Annotated in this window: 21 protein-coding genes; 11 read left to right on the top strand and 10 right to left on the bottom strand. The window is 63.2% G+C overall.

Features of this window, described 5'->3' with window-relative positions; genetic code table 11:
• The first annotated feature begins 160 nt into the window (after positions 1-160).
• Positions 161-1,345, top strand: coding sequence for a C17 cyclopropane fatty acid synthase CfaB (gene cfaB, locus CCOS191_RS26555; protein WP_046857634.1), 1,185 nt, complete (start codon positions 161-163; stop codon positions 1,343-1,345).
• A 39-nt stretch (positions 1,346-1,384) separates the two neighbouring features.
• Here cfaB and cls read toward each other — a convergent pair whose 3' ends face one another.
• Positions 1,385-2,824: a cardiolipin synthase gene (gene cls, locus CCOS191_RS26550; RefSeq protein WP_046857633.1), complete on the bottom strand. Its 1,440-nt coding sequence runs from the start codon at positions 2,822-2,824 to the stop codon at positions 1,385-1,387.
• A 129-nt stretch (positions 2,825-2,953) separates the two neighbouring features.
• Between cls and CCOS191_RS26545 the strand changes: the two genes are divergently transcribed.
• Positions 2,954-3,481, top strand: coding sequence for a DUF3617 domain-containing protein (locus CCOS191_RS26545; protein WP_046857632.1), 528 nt, complete (start codon positions 2,954-2,956; stop codon positions 3,479-3,481).
• An 8-nt stretch (positions 3,482-3,489) separates the two neighbouring features.
• Here CCOS191_RS26545 and folE2 read toward each other — a convergent pair whose 3' ends face one another.
• Positions 3,490-4,371 carry a GTP cyclohydrolase FolE2 gene (gene folE2, locus CCOS191_RS26540; protein ID WP_046857631.1) on the bottom strand — a complete coding sequence of 294 codons (882 nt, stop codon included), beginning with the start codon at positions 4,369-4,371 and terminating at the stop codon, positions 3,490-3,492.
• Positions 4,372-4,394: 23 nt separating this feature from the next.
• Positions 4,395-4,772 (bottom strand): hypothetical protein, encoded by a 378-nt coding sequence (locus CCOS191_RS26535; RefSeq protein WP_046857630.1) that lies wholly within the window; start codon positions 4,770-4,772, stop codon positions 4,395-4,397.
• A 109-nt stretch (positions 4,773-4,881) separates the two neighbouring features.
• On the opposite strand from CCOS191_RS26535, the gene zigA reads away from it, so the two are divergent.
• From zigA to CCOS191_RS26520, 3 genes are read left to right on the top strand one after another with little or no spacing between them, the layout of a single operon-like run.
• Positions 4,882-6,090, top strand: coding sequence for a zinc metallochaperone GTPase ZigA (zigA, locus tag CCOS191_RS26530; protein ID WP_023629678.1), 1,209 nt, complete (start codon positions 4,882-4,884; stop codon positions 6,088-6,090).
• Positions 6,087-6,704, top strand: a complete 618-nt coding sequence (locus CCOS191_RS26525) for a DUF1826 domain-containing protein (RefSeq protein WP_046857629.1) — start codon at positions 6,087-6,089, stop codon at positions 6,702-6,704. Before zigA ends, CCOS191_RS26525 begins: the two co-directional genes overlap by 4 nt.
• A gap of 52 nt (positions 6,705-6,756) precedes the next feature.
• The gene (locus CCOS191_RS26520; protein ID WP_046857628.1) at positions 6,757-7,731 is read left to right on the top strand and encodes a CobW family GTP-binding protein; all 975 of its coding nucleotides are present in this window, start codon (positions 6,757-6,759) and stop codon (positions 7,729-7,731) included.
• Here CCOS191_RS26520 and CCOS191_RS26515 read toward each other — a convergent pair whose 3' ends face one another.
• Positions 7,732-8,124, bottom strand: a complete 393-nt coding sequence (locus CCOS191_RS26515) for a DUF3301 domain-containing protein (protein ID WP_023629680.1) — start codon at positions 8,122-8,124, stop codon at positions 7,732-7,734. It abuts the gene before it with no gap.
• 119 nt (positions 8,125-8,243) lie between these two features.
• Here CCOS191_RS26515 and pdxY point away from each other — a divergent pair, with 119 nt between their 5' ends.
• Positions 8,244-9,116 carry a pyridoxal kinase PdxY gene (pdxY, locus tag CCOS191_RS26510; protein ID WP_046857627.1) on the top strand — a complete coding sequence of 291 codons (873 nt, stop codon included), beginning with the start codon at positions 8,244-8,246 and terminating at the stop codon, positions 9,114-9,116.
• Here pdxY and CCOS191_RS26505 read toward each other — a convergent pair.
• Positions 9,113-9,598: an acyl-CoA thioesterase gene (locus tag CCOS191_RS26505; RefSeq protein ID WP_046857626.1), complete on the bottom strand. Its 486-nt coding sequence runs from the start codon at positions 9,596-9,598 to the stop codon at positions 9,113-9,115. The two genes, pdxY and CCOS191_RS26505, sit on opposite strands and share 4 nt — an antisense overlap.
• 326 nt (positions 9,599-9,924) lie before the next feature.
• Between CCOS191_RS26505 and CCOS191_RS26500 the strand changes: the two genes are divergently transcribed.
• Positions 9,925-11,685 carry a cation:proton antiporter gene (locus CCOS191_RS26500; RefSeq protein ID WP_046857625.1) on the top strand — a complete coding sequence of 587 codons (1,761 nt, stop codon included), beginning with the start codon at positions 9,925-9,927 and terminating at the stop codon, positions 11,683-11,685.
• Between the two features lie 143 nt (positions 11,686-11,828).
• Here CCOS191_RS26500 and CCOS191_RS26495 read toward each other — a convergent pair whose 3' ends face one another.
• The 3 genes from CCOS191_RS26495 to uvrD form a co-directional block, all read right to left on the bottom strand.
• On the bottom strand, positions 11,829-12,236 hold the full coding sequence (locus CCOS191_RS26495) for an SMI1/KNR4 family protein (protein WP_023629684.1): 408 nt from the start codon (positions 12,234-12,236) through the stop codon (positions 11,829-11,831).
• A 113-nt stretch (positions 12,237-12,349) separates the two neighbouring features.
• On the bottom strand, positions 12,350-13,198 hold the full coding sequence (locus CCOS191_RS26490) for a Tim44 domain-containing protein (protein ID WP_046857624.1): 849 nt from the start codon (positions 13,196-13,198) through the stop codon (positions 12,350-12,352).
• Positions 13,199-13,359: 161 nt separating this feature from the next.
• Complete coding sequence (gene uvrD, locus CCOS191_RS26485; protein WP_046857623.1) at positions 13,360-15,543, bottom strand: DNA helicase II; 2,184 nt, start codon at positions 15,541-15,543, stop codon at positions 13,360-13,362.
• Positions 15,544-15,796: 253 nt separating this feature from the next.
• Here uvrD and CCOS191_RS26480 point away from each other — a divergent pair, with 253 nt between their 5' ends.
• Positions 15,797-18,658 (top strand): GGDEF domain-containing phosphodiesterase, encoded by a 2,862-nt coding sequence (locus CCOS191_RS26480; RefSeq protein WP_156177718.1) that lies wholly within the window; start codon positions 15,797-15,799, stop codon positions 18,656-18,658.
• Here CCOS191_RS26480 and zwf read toward each other — a convergent pair.
• Positions 18,655-20,097 (bottom strand): glucose-6-phosphate dehydrogenase, encoded by a 1,443-nt coding sequence (gene zwf / locus CCOS191_RS26475; protein WP_046857621.1) that lies wholly within the window; start codon positions 20,095-20,097, stop codon positions 18,655-18,657. The two genes, CCOS191_RS26480 and zwf, sit on opposite strands and share 4 nt — an antisense overlap.
• Positions 20,098-20,200: 103 nt before the next feature.
• Here zwf and hexR point away from each other — a divergent pair, with 103 nt between their 5' ends.
• Entirely contained in the window at positions 20,201-21,067 is an 867-nt protein-coding gene (hexR, locus tag CCOS191_RS26470) for a transcriptional regulator HexR (RefSeq protein ID WP_023630201.1), read from the top strand.
• A 136-nt stretch (positions 21,068-21,203) separates the two neighbouring features.
• Positions 21,204-21,422 (top strand): PA3496 family putative envelope integrity protein, encoded by a 219-nt coding sequence (locus CCOS191_RS27750; protein WP_081941302.1) that lies wholly within the window; start codon positions 21,204-21,206, stop codon positions 21,420-21,422.
• Here CCOS191_RS27750 and CCOS191_RS26465 read toward each other — a convergent pair.
• A complete protein-coding gene (locus CCOS191_RS26465) occupies positions 21,364-22,326 on the bottom strand; it encodes a LysR family transcriptional regulator (protein WP_046857620.1) in 963 nt (320 codons plus the stop codon). The two genes, CCOS191_RS27750 and CCOS191_RS26465, sit on opposite strands and share 59 nt — an antisense overlap.
• A 189-nt stretch (positions 22,327-22,515) precedes the next feature.
• Between CCOS191_RS26465 and CCOS191_RS26460 the strand changes: the two genes are divergently transcribed.
• Positions 22,516-23,931 carry an acetyl-CoA carboxylase biotin carboxylase subunit gene (locus CCOS191_RS26460; protein ID WP_023630199.1) on the top strand — a complete coding sequence of 472 codons (1,416 nt, stop codon included), beginning with the start codon at positions 22,516-22,518 and terminating at the stop codon, positions 23,929-23,931.
• Position 23,932 lies beyond the last annotated feature (1 nt).

The raw sequence follows: 23,932 nt of genomic DNA, 5'->3' as shown, positions 1-23,932 counted from the left end.
GCGGGAAGGATTGTATACAATCTGCTGAATAGGCTGCGCCAGATAGTTCTAGACTATGGTCGTGATTACCGGAAACTTCGTACGAATGAACTACCCTGATGCGGTGACGTCCGACACATTAAGGCGTGGCGTCCCGTATCAACGAAAGGGAGGGTCATGAATGCTTGCGCAACTTCCACCTGCGTTGCAGAGCTTGCACTTACCTTTGCGCGTCAAGCTGTGGGACGGCAACCAGTTCGATCTGGGGCCGAGCCCGCAAGTCACCATCGTGGTCAAGGAACCCCAGCTCATTACCCAGCTCACCCATCCCAACCTCAATGAGCTGGGATCGGCCTTCGTCGAGGGCAAGCTGGAGCTGGAAGGCGATATAGGCGAAGTCATCCGGGTTTGCGACGAACTCAGCGATGCCTTGCTGCAGGATGAAGATGAGGTATTGCCGGCACGCACTGCCCATGACAAGACCACCGATGCCGAAGCCATTTCTTATCACTACGACCTGTCCAACGAGTTCTACCAACTGTGGCTCGACCCGGACATGGTCTATTCCTGTGCTTATTTCAAGGAGCCGGACAACACGCTGGCCCAGGCTCAACAGGACAAGTTCGACCATCTGTGCCGCAAACTGCGCCTGCAGGCTGGCGATTACCTGCTGGATGTCGGTTGTGGCTGGGGCGGGCTGGCGCGCTTCGCCGCCCGTGAGTATGGTGCCAAGGTGTTTGGCATCACCCTGAGCAAGGAGCAGCTGAAGCTGGGCCGCCAGCGGGTCAAGGAGGAGGGCCTGGCTGACAAGGTCGACCTGCAGATTCTCGACTACCGCGACCTGCCCCAGGACGGTCGCTTCGACAAGGTGGTCAGCGTCGGCATGTTCGAACATGTCGGCCACGCCAACCTCGAGCTGTACTGCCAACGGCTGTTCGGTGCCGTGCGCGAAGGTGGCCTGGTGATGAACCATGGCATCACGGCCAAGCATGTCGATGGCCGCCCCGTCGGCCGCGGCGCAGGCGACTTCATCGATCGTTATGTGTTCCCCCATGGCGAGCTGCCGCATATCTCGATGATCACTGCACGGATTTGCGAAGCGGGCCTGGAGGTGGTCGACATCGAGAGCCTGCGCCTGCACTACGCCAAGACCCTCAACCACTGGAGCGAGAACCTCGAGAACCAGCTGCATCGCGCCGCCGCGCTGGTGCCGGAGAAGACCTTGCGTATCTGGCGCCTGTACCTGGCCGGTTGTGCCTACGCCTTCACCAAGGGCTGGATCAACCTCCATCAGATTCTCGCAGTGAAGCCTTGCGCCGACGGTCACCACGACCTGCCATGGACCCGTGAGGACCTGTATCGCTGACCTGTACAGCGGCGGGCTCGTCCGGCACGCCGCTGCGCGCTACAGGATCGGTGAAATCAGGCGTGCGATGCGCATTCCCAGCTGTTGCAGACGATGGGTGTCGCGGCTGTCTTCAGCGGTGATCTCCCTGGCCTGCTCGAAATCATTCACCAGCATGAGCTCGACCTGATCGGCAAAGGCACGATCCACCGTGAGCAAGGTGATCTCGAAATTCAGGCGGAACGAACGATTGTCGAGGTTGGCGCTGCCGATGGCGCTGACCTCGTCGTCCACCAGCACGACTTTCTGATGCAGGAACCCTGGCTGATAGCGGAACATGCGCACCCCGGCGCGCACCGCTTCGAAGGCGAACAGGCTGGAGGCGGCGTAGACGATGCGGTGGTCGGGGCGTGAGGGAATCAGGATGCGCACATCGACGCCCCTCAGTACCGCCAGGCGCAGCGCGGCGAAGATGGCTTCGTCGGGAATGAAGTAGGGGCTGGTGATCCATACCCGGCTGCTCGCCGAGTGAATCGCTTCGAGGAAGAACAGCGCGCAGGTTTCCTGGGGGTCGGCCGGGCCGCTGGCCAGTGCCTGGCACAGCACGCCATCCTCGGGGTAGGCATCAGGCAGGATCAGCGGCGGGAGCTGGCGCGTGGCCCAGTACCAGTCCTCGGCGAAGGACTCCTGCAGGCAGGCCAGCACCGGGCCGCTGATCTGCACGTGGGTATCGCGCCACGGCGAGAGTTTGGGGTGTGCCCCGAGGTATTCGTCGCCCACGTTGTGCCCACCGAGAAAACCCTGCAAGCCATCGACCACCACGATCTTGCGATGATTGCGAAAGTTGACCTGGAAACGGTTGAACCAGCCACGGCGTGTGGCGAACGCTTCGATCTGCACGCCGCCGTCACGCAGCACCTGGCTGTAACTGGCCGGCAGCGCGTGGCTGCCGACGCGGTCGTAGAGCACGAAAACCCGGACACCTTCGGCGGCCTTGCGCAGTAATAACTGCTGCAGCTCCTTGCCCAGGGCATCGTCGTGGATGATGAAGAACTGCACCAGCACGGTATCCCGCGCCATGCGGATGGCCGAGAAGATTGCCTCGAATGTGGCTGCGCCATCGATCAGCAGTTTCACTTCGTTGTTGGCCAGGCATGGCATGCGCCCGAGCTTGGGCATGGCACGCAGGGCGGCATAGCTGTCCGACTCCCGGGCGGTCAGCGCTTCCTCCACCCATGGGCGCCAGTTCAGGTTGGCCATGGCCACATGCATTTCCTGGTTGGCTTGGCGCCGTGCCTGGATGTACGCATAGAAGGAGCGGGCGCCGAACACCAGGTAGGGGATGAGGGTGAGGTAGGGGATGAACAGCAGCGACATGGCCCAGGCGATCGCACCTTGAGCGGTGCGCACGGTGAACACCGCATGCAGCGCGGCGGCCAGGCCGAGCAGGTGAATCAGACCGAGCACGTAACCGAAAAAGTAGGGGCTGTGGTAATCCATACGCATCCTGCTTGCCGAGAGTACTGCTGCTAACAGACCACGTTCGAGGGGGCCACTGCAACCCACTGGCGAATTCGACGTCTAAAGGCTCAGTCCGGCCGGAGCCGGTATTTCGAGGAGCTTTCATCCATGAAGATTCGTCTGCCATTGCTCGCCCTGGCACTGGGGTTGGGCAGCCCGCTGGTCCACGCGCAGATGTTGCAACCCGGCTTGTGGGAGCTGACGACCAGCAATATGCAGGTCGATGGCAAGCCGTTGCCAGACATGGAGTTCATGCTCGGCCAGTTGAAGAACCTGCCGCCTGAGCAACGGGCGATGATGGAAGGTGCCCTGGCCAAGCAGGGCATCACCGTGGGCGGCAAGGGTGTGCGCTCGTGCCTGACCGCCGAGCAGGTAAAGACCAATGACATTCCCCTGCAGGACCCGCAATCGGGCTGCACGCAGAAGATCACCGAGCGCAATGGCAATGTCTGGAAGTTCCAGTTCAGCTGCCCGAAAGCCCAGGGTACCGGCCAGGCCACCTTCCTCAGCGACCGTGAGTTCCTGACCAAGGTCAACGGCACGTTCAATGCCTCCGGTGTTCAGCAACAGGGCAGCATGGATACCCGGGCGGTCTGGCTGGGCAACGACTGTGGAACAGTGAAGCCACGCAGTTGACGTAGCGCTCACCACCGATGTTGAGTAACCGCAACCGCGTCGTGGGCATGCAGGCTCTCTGCATGTTCCACGCGCACGCTGAACCCCGTCACCTCCTCAATCTGCATCAAGGCCAGGTGCAGGCGCCGGGCAGCATCCTCGCAGAACATCAGGTTCTGACCATTGGCCAGGGCAAAAGCCTGCTCGTCGGCGCGCTTCACGGCGGTCTGCACTGCGGTGCCTAGCGCAGCTTCCGCCGCGTCGATTAGCCCTGTCAGATTCAGCGCTTCCCCTGCAAGGCGTACCTGAAGTTTGGCCATGCTCCGTTGGCTATGAGGCGTCGCAACGATCCCGTCACTGCTGCCCAGCCATTGGCGAATGCCGCGCCGGTCCAATGGCCGGTGGGCGAAGTCCCTGTCGAACTGCTCCTGGATCAGCTGCCGTGCAAGTGCTGCCGAGCATGGGCACGTCGACGAGTAGGGCACATTCACTGATAGTTCCACGTGGAACATTTCATATTCCAGCTTGGCATCCACGGTCACCGGGTAGCGCTTCCAGCCAGCCAACGGGCTGATCAGTGCCGACCGTTTGAGCAGATGATCAAAGGTCAGCCGCAGATAAGCATTGTTGGATAGGCCGGTGTGGCTAAGCAGAAATGCCCGCAGTATCTGGTGTAGTAGCGGGGGTGACAGGGGTTGTTGCTCCAGCGCCTCCAATGCCAGGTACAGTCGGGACATGTGAATGCCGCGTGAGGCACCATCGTCGAGGCTCACTCCGGCATCGGCAAAAGCGGTGACGGTGCGCCCGTCGAGTTGCAGCGCAACGGCGATACCACTCATGCCCACCCAGTCCAGCGGCAGTGCCTGTTGGTTGCTTTGGGCGGCGATATCGGGAAGGGATAGGCTGGTCATGGAAGGGATCCTGAACGGTTAAGTCACTGGCAACCGCCGATGAGGCTGCAATGCAGGTTGAAGCGTTGGCCGCTGGAGCTGGAAACACGATTCAGCGTGGTCCAGCCAATACGCCGGCTGTAGCCGACCCAAGCCTCGCCGTCGCTGGCCAGGCCGGTGAAAAACGTCAATGCGCCGTGGCGGCTGTTGGTTTGTGCCCACAGCCGCTTGCTCGCGACTTCATACCCGCGCAAGTAAAAGGTGCTGCCCTCGGTTCGCACGCTGTAGTAGTTGCCCTTGTTGTCCTGGCAGGCCAGCAAGGTTGCGCTGCGGGTGCACCGTGCAAGGTCGGTAGTGGGCATGGCAAAGAGCTGCTCTGGATGAACGAGCAGCAGCAGGGCGATGACGCCAGGTAGTTTCATGACGCTCTCCAGACAACCGTTCGGCGATACGGCTTGGCGAAATTGTATTGTTATAATATAACATTATGCAATGCATCGTTTCGAATGCGCCTGCCCGATGAGGTTCGTCATGCCCAACCGTCTTCCTGTCACCGTGCTGTCCGGCTTCCTGGGTGCCGGCAAGAGCACGTTGCTCAACCATGTCCTGCGTAACCGCGACAACCTGCGCGTGGCTGTGATCGTCAACGACATGAGTGAAATCAACATCGATGCCAGTGAGGTGCAACGCAATGTCAGCCTCAACCGCGCTGAGGAAAAGCTGGTTGAGATGAGCAACGGCTGCATCTGCTGCACACTGCGTGAAGATCTGCTGGAGGAGGTCGCCCGGTTGGCGGGCGAGGGTCGCTTCGATTACCTGCTGATCGAGTCCACGGGTATATCCGAGCCGCTGCCGGTGGCCGAGACGTTCACCTTTCGCGATGAGCAGGGCCGCAGTCTCTCCGACATGGCACGCCTCGATACCATGGTCACCGTTGTCGATGGGCTGAACTTTCTTCGCGATTATCAGGCAGCCGAAAGCCTGGCCAGTCGGGGCGAGACCTTGGGCGAAGGTGACGAACGTTCGATCAGTGACTTGCTGATCGAGCAGGTCGAATTCGCCGACGTGTTGCTGCTGAGCAAGATCGACCTGATCAGCCAGCATGAGCGCGAAGAATTGACCGCCATCCTGCGCAGCCTCAATGCGCGGGCGCAGATCGTGCCGATGGTGATGGGCCAGGTGCCTTTGGCGCGCATCCTAGATACCGGCCTGTTCGATTTCGACCAGGCCGCGCAGGCGCCGGGCTGGCTGCAGGAGCTGCGTGGCGAACATGTGCCGGAAACTGAGGAGTATGGTATTGCCGCTACCACCTGGCAGGCGCGCCGGCCATTCCACCCGCAGCGCTTCTTCGACTTTATCCACAAGCCCTGGAGCAACGGCCGCTTGCTGCGCTCCAAAGGGTTCTTCTGGCTGGCCAGCAAGTTCCAGGAGGCCGGCAGCTGGTCGCAGGCCGGGGGCATGATGCGCCATGGCCTGGCTGGTCGTTGGTGGCGTTTCGTGCCGCGCGAGCAATGGCCGCAGGATGAAGAGAACACTGCGGCGATCCTCAAGCAGTGGTCCGCGGAAGCGGGCGACTGCCGGCAGGAACTGGTGTTCATCGGGCAGAACATCGACTTTGTTCGGTTATCCACAGAGCTGGAAGCCTGCCTGCTCGATGACGAGGAAATGGAGTTGGGGCCGATGGGCTGGCTGCGCCTGCCGGACCCGTTTGGTGAGTGGCATGAGGACGCCGCGGCATGACTGTGAATATCCGCCAGGTCTTCGGTGAGTCACCCCAGGTGATGACGGAGATTCTCCAGGATGGCGTCAACCTTGCGGTCTGGCAGCGCCGCCTGCCGGCCCAGGTCGAAGACTTCGCCAACCTGGTGCTGAGCCTGGGCCAGCCATTGGCCGATGAGCGCGTGATCGAGGTGGATGAACGCCAGCCGCCAGCGTTGCCCGGGCTGCTCAGAGAAACCGCCGATCTGCATGGCTACGATGGTTTCGTCGCCGATGTGGCCTGGCTGGTGGCGGCCTATACCTGCCTGCTGGGTGCTCGGCGCCTGGGGGTGCGGCTGCGGGTGCTTGAGGGGGCGATGTGCCCGCGCATGCATGTGGACCATGTGCCATTGCGCTTGATCAGTACCTACGCCGGCGCAGGTAGCGAATGGCTGCCAGAGGGTGCCATCGACCGTACCCGGTTGCAGCTGGCGCCGCCGCCTGTGGATAACGTTCGGCGATTGGTGACGGGAGAGGTAGCCCTGCTCAAGGGCGAGAAGTGGCTGGGCAACGAGGGTGCGGGGTTGGTCCACCGGTCCCCGCAGACACCCTCCGGGGAACGTCGCTTGCTGTTGAGCCTGGACTGGTTGGCATGAATTGCCGGACGCCCCGGTATAGACTGCCATCAAGCCCTTGCGATACCGAGCCATGTTGCAGAACATCCCCACCCATGTGATCGCCGGCCCGCTAGGCGCCGGCAAGACCAGCCTGATCCGTCACTTGCTGGAGCAACGACCGGCTGGTGAGCGTTGGGCCGTGCTGGTCAACGAATTTGGACAGATCGGCCTGGATGCCGCCTTGCTCAGCAGTGACGAGGCGGGCATCGCCATTGGAGAGGTGGCGGGAGGCTGCCTGTGCTGCGTCAATGGTGCACCGTTCCAAGTGGGGCTCGGCCGCCTGCTGCGCAAGGCGCGCCCGGATCGCCTGTTCATCGAACCGTCCGGCCTCGGTCACCCCCTCGAATTGCTGGAGCAACTGGGGCGGGCGCCTTGGACCGGTGTCCTGTCGGTCCAGCCACTGTTGATGGTGCTGGATGCCACCGCGCTATCCCGGGGCGATACTTTGCCCGAGCCACAGCGCGTGGCATTGGCGAAGGCTGGGTTAGTGTTGATCAACAAGGCGGGGGCTGTGGACGACACTGCCCGCTTGTTGATAACTGCAACGTTACCCGGCGTTCCAGTGGTCTGGGCAGACCATGGCGCGTTACCGCTCGCTGAGCTGCCTGTTTCTCTCACAGCCGCAAAAGGTCAATCCGATCTTTCCAGCCTGCCTGTGGATAATGACTCACACTCACGGCCCGCGCTGTGGACGGATGCGCGGCAGCCTATCTGCCAGTCTCGGCAGGCGCAGGAGGGCTGGAGTGTCGGTTGGCGCTGGCATCCGGATCTGAGTTTTGACGAGAGGGTGCTGCGTGGTGTGCTCAAGCAGTGGCCGTGGCGTCGGGCGAAGGGAGTTATCCACAGCATGGATGGGTGGCGGTCATTCAATGGACTGGAAGGTGGGCCGCTGGAGTGGCGCACCAGCGAATGGCGCAGGGACTCGCGCATCGAGCTGATCTTCGATCAGCCACAACCGCTGCAGGTGCTCCAGGCAGCCATTGCCAGCAGTTACCTTGCTGGCTGATCAATTGCGCCAGCGGTTATGTTCCTGGCGCCATTGCTGCATTTCGATGACGTTGTCGGTGCGTGGCGGGGTCTTGATCTCGAACGGGTAAGGTGCAAGTTCGATCTGCATGGTATGGGCGCCGAACTGGGTGACGGTGCCGGGGTGACGTTGTTCGCCGGTGACGGTGAACTCGAAGTTGTAGATGCGCGCCAGGCGCTTTCGGCCATTGGCGTCGCGCACGAACGCGATGCGTTTGAGCGCCACGGCGTCGTCGAGCAGTTCCAGGTCGAGCTTGGCGCAATGCTGCTTGACCCGAGCCAGGGCCTTCTCGCGAAGCCCGTGGTTGTGCCACAGCCAGGCGCCTGCGGTCGCCACCAGCATCAGGACGAAAAGGTTTTCCAGGGTCAGCATTTGCGTAAGCTCCAGACAGGTGATCCAGCTTAACTGCGTCTCTGGCCTGTCGTACAGATGGCAATCGGGTTCATACTGCGGGCCGCACATTTCTTCACACAGTTTCGGAAGCGCCCTGCATGAAACGTACACCGCACCTGCTCGCCATTCAGTCCCACGTGGTCTTTGGACACGCCGGCAACAGCGCCGCGGTGTTTCCCATGCAGCGGGTCGGGGTCAACGTCTGGCCACTCAACACGGTGCAGTTCTCCAACCACACTCAGTATGGCCAGTGGGCGGGGGAAGTGCTTGCGCCAGCGCAAATTCCCGCGTTGGTGGAAGGCATTTCCAATATCGGCGAATTGGGCCACTGCGATGCGGTGCTGTCGGGTTACCTGGGCAGTGCCGAGCAGGGGCGGGCGATCCTGGCTGGCGTCGAGCGGATCAAGGCGGTCAATCCCAGGGCTTTGTACCTATGCGACCCGGTCATGGGCCATGCCGAGAAAGGTTGCATCGTGCCGGCCGAGGTCAGTGAGTTCCTGCTCGAGCAGGCCGTGGCCAAGGCCGATATCCTGTGCCCCAACCAGCTCGAGCTGGACAGTTTCTGTGGCCGTCGCGCGCAGTCGCTGGAGGATTGCGTGGGCATGGCGCGCGGGTTGCTGGAGCGTGGGCCGCAGGTGGTGCTGGTCAAGCACCTGAATTATCCACAGCGCGCGGACGATGCCTTCGAGATGCTCCTGGTGACCCGCGAAGCCAGCTGGCACCTGCGTCGGCCGTTGCTGGCGTTCCCCCGTCAGCCGGTAGGGGTGGGCGACCTGACGTCAGGGTTGTTCCTCGCCCGGGTGCTGCTTGGCGACAACTGGCTGCAAGCCTTCGAGTTCACCGCCGCCGCCGTGCATGAGGTGTTGCTGGAAACCCAGGCCTGCGCCAGCTATGAACTGCAACTGGTGCGGGCCCAGGATCGCATCGCCCACCCACGGGTACGCTTCGAGGCGCAGCGCCTGTTGTACTAGATGGCGTCGGCCTTGAGGTTCTGGTAGCGCTGCTCCAGCTCCTGGCGGATCTGTCGGCGCTGCTGGCCCTGCAGGAAGCGGCGCTTCTCTTCGCTGCTCTGTGGCTGGCGCGGTGGCACCCTCACCGGGCGCCGGTCATCGTCGACAGCCACCATGGTGAAGAAGCAGCTGTTGGAGTGGCGTACCGAACGCTCGCGAATATTTTCGGTGACAACCTTGATGCCCACCTCCATCGAGGTGTTGCCGGTGTAGTTGACCGAGGCCAGGAAGGTCACCAGTTCGCCGACGTGCACAGGTTCGCGGAAGATCACCTGGTCCACCGACAGGGTCACCACATAGGTGCCGGCATAACGGCTGGCGCAGGCATAGGCGACTTCGTCGAGGTACTTGAGCAGGGTGCCGCCGTGTACGTTGCCAGAGAAGTTGGCCATGTCCGGTGTCATCAGGACGGTCATGGTCAGCTGGGCGTTTCCAGGTTCCATAGAGAGCTCACGGTGAATTTGCACGGTATCGGGGCGGGTATCTGCAGACACTTCTGTTTCCCCTCTTTGAGGTTTCCCATCCTGGTACGGGACGTCGGCTGACGCTCCATCGTCACGCCAATATTGCCATCGGCGGTGTCGAATCTGCCGATCTGTTTCTGCATATTGCATTGGCAATTTGCGGCAAGGCGCGATGTTAACCTGACGACGCCCATGCAACGTGGGCTTTCGCGTCAATTACAACAGTATGTGCCTGCTCCGCGCCCAGGGTCTTCCCGGCAGAGGAGCGGTTCGCCCCCAGCATCGAAAACAAGGAGTAACACGCCATGCATGCCATCAGCTTCATCCAGGATCTGGCGGTGATCATGCTGGTTGCCGGGGTGGTCACCATTCTCTTTCATCGCCTCAAGCAGCCCGTGGTGCTGGGCTACATCGTCGCCGGCTTCATCATCGGGCCGCACACGCCGCCGTTCGGGCTGATCCACGACGAAGACACCATCAAGACCCTGGCCGAACTGGGAGTGATATTCCTGATGTTCTGCCTGGGCCTGGAGTTCAGCCTGCGCAAGCTGTTCAAGGTCGGCGCCACGGCGTTCATCGCTGCCTTCCTGGAAATCGTCCTGATGATCTGGATCGGTTTCGAGATCGGCCGCTGGTTCGGCTGGAACACCATGGATTCGCTGTTCCTCGGGGCGATCCTGGCAATTTCCTCGACCACCATCATCGTCAAGGCGCTCAACGACCTGAAGATGAAGAACGAGCGCTTTGCCCAACTGATCTTCGGCGTGCTGATCGTCGAGGATATTCTCGGCATCGGTATCATCGCGCTGCTGTCGGGCATCGCGGTCAGCGGCACGGTGAGCTCCGGCGAGGTGTTCTCGACCGTGGGCAAGTTGTCGCTGTTCATGATCGTCGCGCTGGTCATCGGCATCCTGCTGGTGCCGCGGCTGCTGGCCTATGTGGCCAAGTTCGAAAGCAACGAAATGCTGCTGATTACCGTGCTGGGCCTGTGTTTCGGCTTCTGCCTGCTGGTGGTCAAGCTCGAGTACAGCATGGTGCTGGGTGCCTTCCTGATCGGCGCAATCATGGCCGAGTCGCGCGAGCTGCTGAAGATCGAGCGCCTGATCGAGCCGGTGCGCGACTTGTTCAGTGCCATCTTTTTCGTGGCCATCGGCCTGATGATCGACCCGTCGATCCTGCTCGAATACGCTTGGCCGATCGTGGTCATCACCCTGGCGGTGGTGTTGGGCAAGATGCTTTCCTGCGGCATGGGGGCGTTCATTGCCGGCAATGATGGACGCACTTCGCTGCGTGTGGGGATGGGGCTTTCGCAGATCGGCGAATTCTCCTTCATCATCGCTGCCCTGGGCATGACCCTGCAGGTCACCAGCGACTTCCTCTACCCGGTAGCGGTGGCGGTATCGGCCATCACCACCCTGCTCACGCCCTACCTGATCCGCGCTGCCGACCCGTTGTCGATCAAGCTGGGCAAGGTGGTACCCAGCCGTCTGGCGCGGGTGCTTTCGCTGTACGGCGAGTGGTTGCGCAGTATCCAGCCCCAGGGCGAGGGGGCCATGCTGGCGGCGATGATCCGGCGCATCCTGTTGCAGGTCGGAGTCAACCTGGCGCTGGTGATCGCGATCTTCTTCAGTGGCGGCTATTTCGCCGGGCGTATCGGCGTCTGGCTCAGCGAATGGGTGACGGACGCCGGTCAGCAGAAGGCGCTGATCTGGGGCGCGGCGCTGCTGCTGTCGTTGCCGTTCCTGATTGCCGCGTACCGCAAGCTCAAGGCACTGTCGATGCTGCTGGCAGAGATGGGTGTCAAGCCGGAGATGGCGGGGCGACATACCCAGCGCGTAAGACGGGTGATCGCCGAGGTGATTCCGCTGCTGTCACTGCTGGTGATCTTCCTGCTGCTGTCAGCCTTGTCGGCGAGCATTCTGCCCACCAGCGAACTGCTGCTGATCATCGCGGTAGTGGCGGCGGTGGTGGTGGCGCTGCTGTGGCGCTGGCTGATCCGTGTGCATACGCGAATGCAGGTGGCGTTGCTGGAGACGCTGGAGAACAGCCGCGATCATTCGCACTGAGGGAGCGGTTAACGCTTTCTGCGCAAGATTTCACCGTCGTCCGAGGGGATGGAGCGGTAGCAGTGTCGCCAGGCGCAGAGAGCCTGGCGATTCTACGAGTGATTGGTAGCTATAAGCCATCACTTTGTGCGGGTATTTCTCATTCAGCTTTCCAGCCAGACATCCCGCGCCCAGTGCCAGACCGATTCCCAGCTTTCCTCGGTGACGATTTCCTCTTCACCGGACCACAGCACCACGGTGCCGTCCTCTTCGACGCAGTAGAAATCGTCTCCGTCCTGGCAGATCGGGATGAGGTCGCGGGGCACGCCGGCGTCCCAGGCATTGGCCGCCACCTCCGGCAGGTAGGTGTGGGATTGCGGGTCGGTCACGGTCACCGGCTCGAGGCTGCCGTACACCACGTCACTGACGGTCAGCAGGTATTCCTTGAACACGAAGGGGATGTTGATGAACAGCTCTTCCTCGATTTCGACCAGCTGATCCTCGTCCGGCAGTTCCAGCGGCACCGGTACCGGCTCGTTGGCTTCACGGAGTTGTTCGATCACTTCTTCCACGGTTCACATCCTCTGACCTTATGACAACGCTGCGCGTTATACCCTAGTAGGCCGCTCTGGCAAAAGCAAAAACCCCGGGACAGGCCCGGGGTTTTTTCTGCAACGTGCGACGGTTAACCGTTTTGGCGGATACCGGCCAGCAGCCAAGGCTGGTTTTCGCCCTGGGCGCGAACCATGTGCCAGCTTTCGCTGAACGCTTCGCCCTGATCGAAGCGCGAAGTCTTCGACACGCCACGGAAGGTAAGGGTGGCGTCGGTCTGGTCGGCGCGGTCGTCTACGCCATCCAGTTGCACATCGAGGTCGTCGATGTAGGTGGACTGGAAGCCTTCACCTTGTTCCGCGCGCTCACGCTTGAGGAACTCGAGCATCTGCGGGGTGACGAACTCGGCGATCTTGTCCATCTCGTTGGCGTCCCAGTGCTGCTGCAGCGACTGGAAGTGCGAACGGGCGGCGGCCAGGAAGCTGGCTTCGTTGAACCAGGCCGGGGCGTTGATCGCAGGCGCGGCAACCGGCGCGGCGGAACCGCCGAAGATCGACTGCGGGGCGGCCTGCGGCTGGGCTTCGCGCTGGTACGGGGCATGGCCGGCTGCAGCGTGTTGCGGCTGCTGCTGGCGGCGGCGCGCGGCGATGAAGCGGAAGACCAGGAAGGCGATCAGGCCCATGATCAGGAAATCGAGGATCTGCATGCCATCGAAGCCGTCGCCCATGAACATGGAGGCCAGCAGGCCACCGGCGGCGAGGCCGGCCAGCGGGCCCAGCCAGCGCGAGGCGCCGCTGGCGGCAGCGGGTGCGCGGCCTGGCGCGGTCGGGGCGGCGGCAGGGGTGGTCGGGGTTGCCTGGCGGGTCTGGTGGATAGGCGCGGAGCCCGAGCTCTTGCCGCCACCGAAGCGCTTGGCGTTGGCGTCGAGGCTCAGCGTCAGGCCGACGCAGAGCGCCAGAGCGATGCTAAGAAAACGTTGCATAAGTTGGGGATTCCCGTTTGTGTGGATTGCACGCGCGTCATGGTGCACATGAACCAGCAGACATAGCCAGCGACAACATGTTTCGAGCTTTTGCCTGATAGTCGGGAATGCGGACGGGCGTTGTCTGAAAGGTCATCGCGGGGCAAGCCCCGCGATTGGGCTCAGATGGCTTCCAGCTTGGCGTATCCAAGCATCAGCCATTTGCTGCCTTCGGAGAAGTTCACCTGCACCCGCGCCTGGGCACCGGAGCCCTCGAAGTTGAGGATCACGCCTTCGCCGAACACCGCATGCTGCACCCGCTGGCCAAGGCTGAAGGCGGTCTGCGGGATGCTGGCGTTGGCGAACAGGCTGCTCGCGGGCGTCTTCGCGCCGCCGAACGGGCGGCTGACGGTATTCGACAGGCGCACTTCCTGCACCAGCCCGGGCGGAATCTCCCGGACGAAACGCGACACTTTATTGTAGGTTTCGCTGCCGTACAGGCGGCGGGTCTCGGCGTAGGTCATGACCAGCTGGCGCATCGCCCGGGTGATGCCCACGTAGGCCAGGCGCCGTTCTTCTTCGAGGCGGCCGGGTTCTTCGAGGCTCATCTTGTGCGGGAACAGGCCTTCCTCCATGCCCACCAGGAACACGTAGGGGAACTCCAGGCCCTTGGCGCTGTGCAGGGTCATCAGCTGGATGCTGTCCTCGTGCTCGTCGGCCTGGGTGTCGCCGGCCTCCAGCGAGGCATGGCCGAGGAACGCCGACAGTGGCGACAGGTCGGCGTCGTCGTCGCTGGTCTCGAAGTTGCGCGCCGCGCTGACCAGTTCCTCAAGGTTTTCCACCCGGGCCTGGCCTTTCTCGCCCTTTTCTTCCTGGTGGTAGATGATCAGGCCGGACTGTTCGATGACGGTCTGGGTCATCAGGTGCAGCGGCATGTCCAGCACCTTGGCGGCGAGGTTCTCGAGCAGCTCGATGAAGGCACCCAGCGCGCTGGCGGCGCGGCCCTTGAGGGCCTTGGCGGCCAGCAGCTGGCACATGGCGTCCCACATCGACAGCTGGCTGTGACGGGCGTGTTCGCGGATGGCCTCGACGGTCTTCTCGCCGATGCCGCGTGGCGGCACGTTGATCACCCGCTCCAGCGCCGCGTCGTTGCCGCGGCCTTCGAGCAGGCGCAGGTAGGCCATGGCGTTCTTGATCTCGGCGCGTTCGAAGAAGCGCTGGCCGCCATAGATGCGGTAGGGGATGCGTTCGCGCAGCAGGGCCTCCTCCAGCACCCGCGACTGGGCGTTGGAACGGTAGAGGATGGCGATCTCGTCGCGAGCGTTGCCCTGCTTGATGAGACTTTCGATGGTCTCGACCACGTAGCGCGCTTCGTCGTGCTCGTTGTAGGCGGCGTAGAGCGTGAGCGGTTCGCCCTCGCCCATGTCGGTCCACAGCTCCTTGCCCAGGCGCCCGCTGTTGTTGGCGATCAGCGCGTTGGCGGCCTTGAGGATGCCGCCGGTGGAGCGGTAGTTCTGCTCCAGGCGAATCAACTCGGCGTCGGGGAAGTCGGCGGTGTACTGGTGGATGTTCTCGATCTTGGCGCCGCGCCAGCCGTAGATCGACTGGTCGTCGTCACCCACCGCCATCAGGCTGTCGCCACCGGAGGCCAGCAGGCGCAGCCAGGCGTACTGCACGGCGTTGGTGTCCTGGAACTCGTCCACCAGCAGGTGGCGGAAGCGGCGCTGGTAATGCTTGAGCAGGTCCGGGTGGTCGCGCCACAGGTCGAGGGCGCGCAGCAGCAGCTCGGAGAAGTCGATGACCCCGGCGCGGTCGCAAGCCTGTTCATAGGCGACATAGATGTCGCGCATGGTGGCCAGGAACAGGTCGCCGCTGGCCTGGATATGCCGTGGGCGCAGGCCCTCGTCCTTCTGGCCGTTGATGAACCACTGGACCTGGCGTGCCGGCCATTTCTGCTCGTCCAGGCCCATTTCGCGGATCACCCGCTTGACCAGGCGTTGCTGGTCGTCGCTGTCGAGGATCTGGAAGTTCTGCGCCAGCCCTGCCTCCTGCCAGTGCGCCCGCAACAGGCGGTGGGCCAGGCCGTGGAAAGTGCCGACCCACATGCCGGCCGGGTTGATGCCCAGCAGTTGCTCGATACGCTGGCGCATTTCCGCCGCGGCCTTGTTGGTGAATGTCACCGACAGGATCGAGTGCGGCGAGGCCTGTTCGACCTGGATCAGCCAGGCGATACGGTGCACCAGCACGCGGGTCTTGCCCGAGCCGGCGCCGGCCAGCACCAGTTGGCGTCCGACGGAGGCCGCCACGGCCTGGCGCTGGGCGTCGTTGAGGGAGTTCAGCAGGAGGGAGAGGTCGTCATTATGCATGCGGGCATTCTATGGCCGCGCGCAGGCAGGGGCAAACGCCCGCGCTGCAAATCACCGCACAGGCCATCTACCGTTCATCGGCGCTGCTGGCAGCGCCCCGTGGTTGAGCGGTCAGACCTGGACGGACGAGACATTTTCCAAATCATGACGTAGAGCAGTTTGGTCTGACGCGACGCTTGTGTATTCTCCCTGCACATTTGTGGTCAGCCATAACAAGAACTCAAAAGAATCCAGCCATATGACCCAGGATTGCATGGCGATCGGAGCATCGCCGGAGACGACACGGAGCGTTCGCAGGCAATTCGCCACCCAGCTGTCGATCGAGCGGACTCGCCTGCTGTACCAGGGCTCCCTGCTGCCCACCTTGTTCATGCTGCTCAACGGCCTGCTCAGCGCCTGGCTGCTGTGGAGCCCTGGGCGCTATCTGCTGGTTGGCGTGTGGATGGCCTGGCTGCTGGCACTGGTGGTGCTGCGGGTGATCCAGGTGGCGGCCTTCGAATCGGCGACACCGGTTCGCCAGGCCAAGCCAGCCTGGCGGCGGATGTTCCTGCTCGGTTCGGCGTTCAGCGGCCTGACCTTGGCCAGTGCGGTGATCGCCCTGGCGCCGGCGGACAACTTCGTGCAGCAGGCCTGGGTATTCGGCCTGCTCGGGGCGGCGGCGTTGTCGGCCAGTGTCGCCTACGCGGTCAGCCTGCCGGCGTTCCTCAGCTTCGCGGTGCCGTGCCTGCTGCCGCCGATCGCGTTTCTCTTCGTCTATGACGCCGGGCACCAGCGTGGCTGGGGATGGCTGGGGCTGATCCTGCTGGTGGCGCTGATGGTGGTGGCCTGGCAGGTCAATCGCCTGATCGAGCGTGGCCTGCTGCGTCGCTTCCAGAACCAGGCCCTGATCGAGCATCTGCAGTGCGCCCAGCGCCACAGCGAGGGTCTGAACCGCAAGCTCAGCGCCGAAATCGCCCAGCGTCGTCAGGCCGAGGACGACCTGCGCCAGGCCCATGCCGGCCTTGAACAGCGCGTGGCCGAACGCAGCCATGCGCTGGACCTGGCCAACCAGGCCCTGAGCAAGAGCGAGCAGCGCCTGGCCCTGGCCCTGCAGGCCAGCGAGCTGGGGCTGTGGGACTGGAACCTGGAAACCGACGAGGTCCATCACACACAACTGCATGCCCTGTTCGGCCTTGATGCCGAGCAGGTCCGCTCGGTGCGCGCCGACCTCAAGCCGCGGCTGCACCCCGATGACCTGCCGCTGCTGCGGCGCACGCTGGTCGAACATCTCAAGGGGCGCACCGAGGACTACCGGGTCGAGTACCGGGTGCGTCACGCTCAGGGCCACTGGTGCTGGATCGAGGACCGTGGGCGGGCGGTGGAGTCCGATGCCCAGGGCAAGGTCCTGCGCATGCTGGGCACCCGCCGTGACATCACCGCACAGAAGGAGCAGGAGGAGCAGCAGCGGCTCGCCGCGACGGTGTTCGAGGCAGCTAGCGAGGGGATCGCCATTCTCGATGCCGACTTCCAGCTGCTGGCGGTCAACCAGGCTTTCTGCGATGTCACCGGCTACGGCCGCGCCGAGCTGATCGGCCGCAACGCCCTGGAGCTGCCCTGCAGCCGCGACGCCCGGCGCCACAGCCAGGCCATCGACCAAGCGCTGGATCAGCAGGGACGCTGGCAGGGCGAGCTGGTCGAGGCGCGCAAAAGCGGCGAACTCTACCCCCAATGGTTGCAGCTCAACAGCGTGAGTGATGTGCGGGGGCGCATCGTCAATATCGTCGGCTTCTTCACCGACCTGTCGGCGCGTCGCGAATCCGAGGAGCGCCTGCGCTATCTGGCGCACTACGACGACCTCACCGGCCTGGCCAACCGTGCGCTGTTCCGCCTGCGCCTGCACGAGGCGGCGCAACGCATGCGCCTGAATGGTCGCAGTCTGGCGCTGCTGCACGTTGACCTGGACCGCTTCAAGCTGCTCAACGAGAGCCTGGGTCATGAACTGGCCGACCAGTTGCTGAAGAAGATGGCCCAGCGCCTGGCCAACGCGGTGCCCGAAGCCGATACCGTGGCGCGACTGTCCGGCGACGAGTTCGCGGTGCTGTTCGACGGCTATACCAACTTATCCAGCCTGGTGCGCGTCACTACCCGGTTGCTGGACAAACTGCGTGTGCCCCAGCGTGTGGGCGGGCACGAGGTTGTGATCAGCGCCTCGGTGGGTATCAGCCTGCTGTCCGACGCCAGCCTGGACCTCAATGCCCTGGTAAGCCAGGCCGACATGGCCAAGCAGCATGCCAAGCATCTGGGCGGCGACAGCTTCCAGTTCTATACCGAGAGCCTGCGTGCCAGCACCCTGGAGCGCCTGCAGCTGGAGAACCAGTTGCGCAAGGCCATCGACGAAGGCCAACTGCTGGTCTACTACCAGCCCAAGCTATGCCTGCGCACCGGTCAGCTGCACGCGGCCGAGGCCCTGGTACGCTGGCAGCACCCGCAATGGGGCATGGTGCCACCCAGCGAGTTCATTGGCCTGGCGGAGGAAACCGGGTTGATCGCACCCATGGGCGAGTTCGTGCTGCGCCAGGCCTGTTGGCAAGCCTGCGAGTGGTTGCGCCAGGGCCTGGAAGTGCGTGTTTCGGTCAACCTGTCGGTGTACCAGTTGCGCCAGGGCAAGCTGGTCAGCCTGGTGCGCCAGGTCCTGCAGGAATCCGGCCTGGCGCCGCACCTGCTGGAGCTGGAACTGACCGAAAGCCAGTTGCTGGACAGTGTCGAGCACATCATCGCCACCTTCGAGCAGCTACACGCGCTGGGGGTGAAGCTGGCCATCGACGATTTCGGCACCGGCTACTCGTCACTGAGCTACCTCAAGCGCTTCCCGGTCGACTACGTGAAGATCGACCAGGCGTTCATCCGCGGCCTGCTCGAAGGCACGCAGGACGCGGCCATCACCCGGGCGATCATCGCCATGGCGCAGAGCCTGCAATTGAAGGTGGTGGCCGAAGGGGTGGAAACCCGTGAACAGTTGCAGTTCCTGCGCGAGCACGGCTGTGACGAGGTGCAGGGCTACCTGATCAGCCGGCCGGTCGATGCCGCGTCGTTCAAGGCGCTGCTAGGGCGTTCGACCGCCGACCTGTTGGGCTAGGCGTGCCAGGCCTGGCCCTGGCGCGCCAGCAGGCTGTTGGCCTGTTCCGGGCCATTGCTGCCGGCGGGGTAAGGGCGCGGCGCCTGGAAGTGCTCCTCCCAGCCCTGCAGGATCGGGTCGATCCAGGCCCACGCGGCCTCGACCTCGTCGCGGCGCATGAACAGCGTCGAATCGCCTTCGAGTACATCCAGCAACAGCCGTTCGTAGGCCTCCCAGCGGCGGGTCCGGGCGAAGGCCTGGGCCAGGTTGAGGTCCAGCTCGACCGGCGCCAGGCGCATGCCCTTGCCCGGGCTCTTGGTCATCATGCGCAGGCTGATGTGCTCGTCCGGTTGTAGCTGGATCAGCAGCTGGTTGACCTGGCCGCCGCTGAACAGCTCGTGCGGCACGGGCTTGAACTGGATGACGATCTGCGACGAGCGCCGCGCCATGCGCTTGCCGGTACGCAGGTAGAACGGCACGCCGGCCCAGCGCCAGTTGTCGATGTGCGCCTGGACCGCGACGAAGGTTTCGGTGTCGCTGTCGTTGTCCACGTCCTTCTCGAAATAGTAGGCCGGCACTTCCTGGCCGCCGATCTTGCCGGCGCCGTACTGGCCGCGCACGGTCTTGTCCTGCACGTCCTGGCCGGTGATGGGCTTTAGGGCGCGGAGGATCTTCACCTTCTCGTCGCGTACCGCCTCGGCCTCGAACTGCGAGGGGGGCTCCATGGCCACCAGGCAGAGCAGTTGCAGCAGGTGGTTCTGCAGCATGTCGCGGGTGGCACCGGCACGGTCGTAGTAGGCGCCACGGTTTTCCACGCCGAGGGTTTCACAGACGCTGATCTGCACATGGTCGACCTGGCCGTTGCGCCATACCGGCTCGAGCAAGGCGTTGGCAAAGCGCAGGGCCATGAGGTTCTGCACGGTTTCCTTGCCCAGGTAGTGGTCGATGCGAAAGACCTGGGATTCGTCGAACACCGCGCCGATCGCTTCGTTGATCGCGGTGGCCGACTCCAGCGAGTGGCCGATGGGTTTTTCCAGCACGATGCGCGCTTCGCTGTCGGCCAGGCCGGCGATGCGCAGGTGAGTGGCGATCGGCACGAACAGCTTGGGCGCAGTGGCCAGGTAGAAGATCCGCGTCAGGCCGCCGGGCTCACCCAGGTAGCGGGCCAGGCGGCCGAAGTCGGCGCTCTGCGCCGCGTCCATGGGGAAGTAGTCGAGCCGCGCCGAAAAGCGCTGCCAGACGTCTTCGTCGAAGTCCTGGCGGGCGACCTGCGCCCGGCAATGACGCTCGGCGAGCTTGACGTAGTCGTTGCGCGGCAGGTTGCGTCGGGCCAGGGCGATAATCCGCACGGCCGTGTGCAGGCGAGCTTCGCGATACAGGTGGTAGAGCGCCGGGAGCAGTTTGTGCAGGGCCAGGTCGCCCGTGCCGCCGAAGACCAGGATGTCGCAAGGAATCGTCAAACCACCACTCTCCACGTTCGATTAGCTGGGCGGGTTGGCAAGCATGTAGTATAACTACAAGAAAGCTACATCCCGGCACGCCGATCATAACCGAGTCCAGCCCGTGAATCTGTTGCAACATATCGACCAATCGCGGCACCTGCTGCGCAAATCGGAACTCAAAGTGGCCGACCATGTGCTGCTCGATCCGGCTGCCGTCATGCACAGCTCGATGGCCGACCTGGCGCACAGCGTGGGGATCAGCGAACCGACCATCGTGCGCTTCTGCCGGGCGATCGGTTGCTCGGGCTTCCAGGATCTCAAGCTCAAGCTGGCGCAAAGCCTGGCTGCCGGCGCCAGCTTCGGTCAGTTCGCCATCCATGAAGACGACTCGGTCGCCGACTACAGCCTGAAGATCTTCGACACCACCCTGCATACCTTGATGGAAGTGCGCGAGCACCTCGATCCGCAAGCCTTGCAGCAGGCGGTGACGGCCATGGCCCAGGCCCAGCGCGTGGAGTTCTACGGTTTTGGTGCCTCGGGCGCGGTCGCGGCGGATGCGCAGCACAAGTTCTTCCGCCTGCTGCTCAGCGCGGCGGCCTATTCCGATCCGCACATGCAGGCAATGTCGGCTGTCACGCTCAAGCCGGGCGATGTGGCGGTGTGCATTTCCCAGTCGGGGCGCTCGAAGGACCTGCTGATCACCGCCAACCTGGTGCGCGAGAGCGGTGCCAACCTGATCACCCTGTGCCCGAGCCAGACACCGCTGGCCGAGCTGTCGACGGTCAACCTGGCCATCGACGTGCATGAGGACACCGAAATCTACACGCCGCTGACCTCGCGCATCGCCCACCTGGTGGTGATCGACGTACTGGCCATGGGCGTGGCCATGGCGCGCGGGCCGAGCCTGGTCAACCACCTCAAGAGCGTGAAGCGCAGCTTGCGCAGCCTGCGCCTGTCGCCCAAGTCGATCAAGGCGACCGACGACTGATTCGAGGCTGTGCTCGCATGGGGGCGGGCTGTCCCGCGCCCATGCAGATTTCATCATTTCGTCACCAATCCACCGCCAAACCGTAAACCACCGAAGCCAGTCTGAAACTCCCCGCATCCTTTCTGGGAGACAGGCAATGGCACGTGATCACGACGGTGTGTACCAACCCAACGCCAAGGCTCGCAAGCAGCAGGAAAAGGATCAGCGCCGCATGGAGTACCGCCGCGCGATCGAATGCTACTGCGACCAGCGCCAGTTGCTGCGCGAACTGGCCGACTACCCCGACCTGCAGGACCTCACGGTGTGGCAGGTATCGGCGGCAACTTCCCCGAGAAACGCTCAACAAGCCCGCTGATCATTGCACGTTCGCTGCGGATGAACGCTTGAAACGCCAGGGCCACCGGCGATTGCCGCTTGCTCCGGGACTGCACCAGGCACCAGCTGCGGTACAACGGCAGTTCTTCCACCGGCAACTCCCTGAGCATGCCGGTGGCCAGTTCCATGTTGACCGCATGACGGGTCAGCAGGGCAATGCCCAGCCCGGCCACCACGCATTCGCGCTGGGCATCGGTGGAGGCCACCTCGAGGGTCTGGGTGAAATGCACGCGCTTGTCCTTGAAAAACTCCTCGCAGGCCTTGCGGGTGCCCGAACCCTGCTCACGGACCAGCAAGGTATGCGGTTCGAGATCCTGCAGGCGCAGGCTGTCCGGCTTGCACAACGGGTGTTGCGGCGGTGCCACGGCGACGATCGGGTTGTTCAGGAAGGGCAGGAACTCGAGGCCCATGTCCTGGGGCACCATGGACATGATGACCAGGTCGTCGCGGTTGTCCGACAGGCGCCTGATCGCCTGGGCACGGTTGACCACCGTCAAGGTGAGGTTGACCTCCGGGTGGCGCTGCTTGAAGGCGGCGAACAGGTGTGGCACGAAGTACTTGGCGCTGGATTCGATCGCCAGTTTCAGTTGCCCCTGCAGTGAGCCCTGCATGTCCGACAGCTGCATGTCGAGGTTCTCCAGGCGCCCGAAGATATCCCGGCTGGCGCGTTGCAGCGCTTCGGCGGCCTCGGTCAGGTAAAGCTTCTTGCCGACATACTCGAACAGCGGCTGGCCAACCAGCTCTTCGAGCTGGCGGATCTGTAGACTAACGGCGGGTTGCGTCAGCGCCATCTCCTCGGCCGCCCGGCTGTAGGAGCGCAAATCACACACTTCGTTGAAGATCTGCAACTGACGTAAAGTCATACGCATCAATGACTTGCGCATTTTTTGCGGTGCTCCGGCAAAACCTTGTTACCCAACTATAAGCTTTTGCTTATGCTGCCTCTAACAAATATTGATTTTTGTTTATCGATCTTCAGCGCTAGGGTGAATATGCGACTGGCCAGCGACGTCTGGTCACGCGCCGACCGGTAGAACCGGATCGTCTGTTCCTACGGCTTTGGGAAGACTCCAGTGATAACAAAAATCCTGATCGCCAACCGGGGTGAGATTGCAGTACGGATCGTGCGTGCCTGCGCCGAGATGGGCATTCGCTCCGTGGCGATCTACTCCGACGCCGACCGCCACGCCTTGCACGTCAAGCGCGCCGACGAGGCCTACAGCATCGGTGCCGAGCCCCTGGCCGGCTACCTGAACCCGCGCAAGCTGGTGAACCTTGCTGTCGAGACCGGCTGCGATGCCCTGCATCCCGGCTACGGTTTCCTGTCGGAAAACGCCGAACTGGCGGAGATCTGCGCTGAACGCGGGATCAAGTTCATCGGCCCGGCTGCCGATGTCATTCGCCGCATGGGTGACAAGACCGAAGCGCGCCGCACCATGATCGCGGCCGGCGTGCCGGTTACCCCCGGCACCGAAGGCAATGTCGCCGATATTCATGAAGCCTTGCAGGAAGGCGACCGCATCGGTTACCCGGTGATGCTCAAGGCCACCTCCGGTGGCGGCGGGCGCGGCATTCGCCGCTGCAACAGCCGCGAGGAACTGGAACAGAACTTCCCCCGGGTGATTTCCGAGGCCACCAAGGCCTTCGGTTCGGCGGAAGTGTTCCTGGAAAAGTGCATCGTCAATCCCAAGCACATCGAGGCGCAGATTCTCGGTGACAGCTTCGGCAACGTGGTGCACCTGTTCGAGCGCGACTGCTCGATCCAGCGCCGCAACCAGAAACTCATCGAGATCGCCCCGAGCCCGCAGCTGACCCCTGAGCAGCGTGCCTACATCGGCGACCTGGCCGTGCGCGCGGCCAAGGCGGTGGACTACGAGAACGCCGGTACCGTGGAGTTTCTGCTCGCCGATGGCGAGGTGTACTTCATGGAGATGAACACCCGGGTGCAGGTGGAACACACCATCACCGAGGAAATCACCGGCATCGACATCGTTCGCGAGCAGATCCGCATCGCCTCCGGCCTGCCGCTGTCGATCAAGCAGGAAGACATCCAGCACCGCGGCTTTGCCTTGCAGTTTCGCATCAACGCCGAAGATCCGAAGAACAACTTCCTGCCCAGCTTCGGCAAGATCACCCGCTACTACGCCCCGGGCGGCCCGGGTGTGCGTACCGACACGGCGATCTACACCGGCTACACCATTCCCCCGTTCTACGACTCCATGTGCCTGAAACTGGTGGTCTGGGCGTTGACCTGGGAAGAAGCCATGGACCGCGGCCTGCGGGCCCTGGACGACATGCGCCTGCAGGGGGTCAAGACCACTGCCGCGTACTACCAGGAAATCCTGCGCAACCCGGAATTCCGTAGCGGCCAGTTCAACACCAGCTTCGTCGAAAGCCACCCTGAACTGACCAACTACTCGATCAAGCGCAAACCCGAAGAGCTGGCCCTGGCCATCGCCGCCGCCATCGCCGCCCACGCAGGCCTGTGAG

The organism is Pseudomonas sp. CCOS 191, assembly GCF_001007005.1.
In the GTDB taxonomy this organism is placed as follows: Bacteria; Pseudomonadota; Gammaproteobacteria; order Pseudomonadales; family Pseudomonadaceae; genus Aquipseudomonas; species Aquipseudomonas soli.
This window is presented reverse-complemented; position numbering and strand designations above follow the sequence as displayed.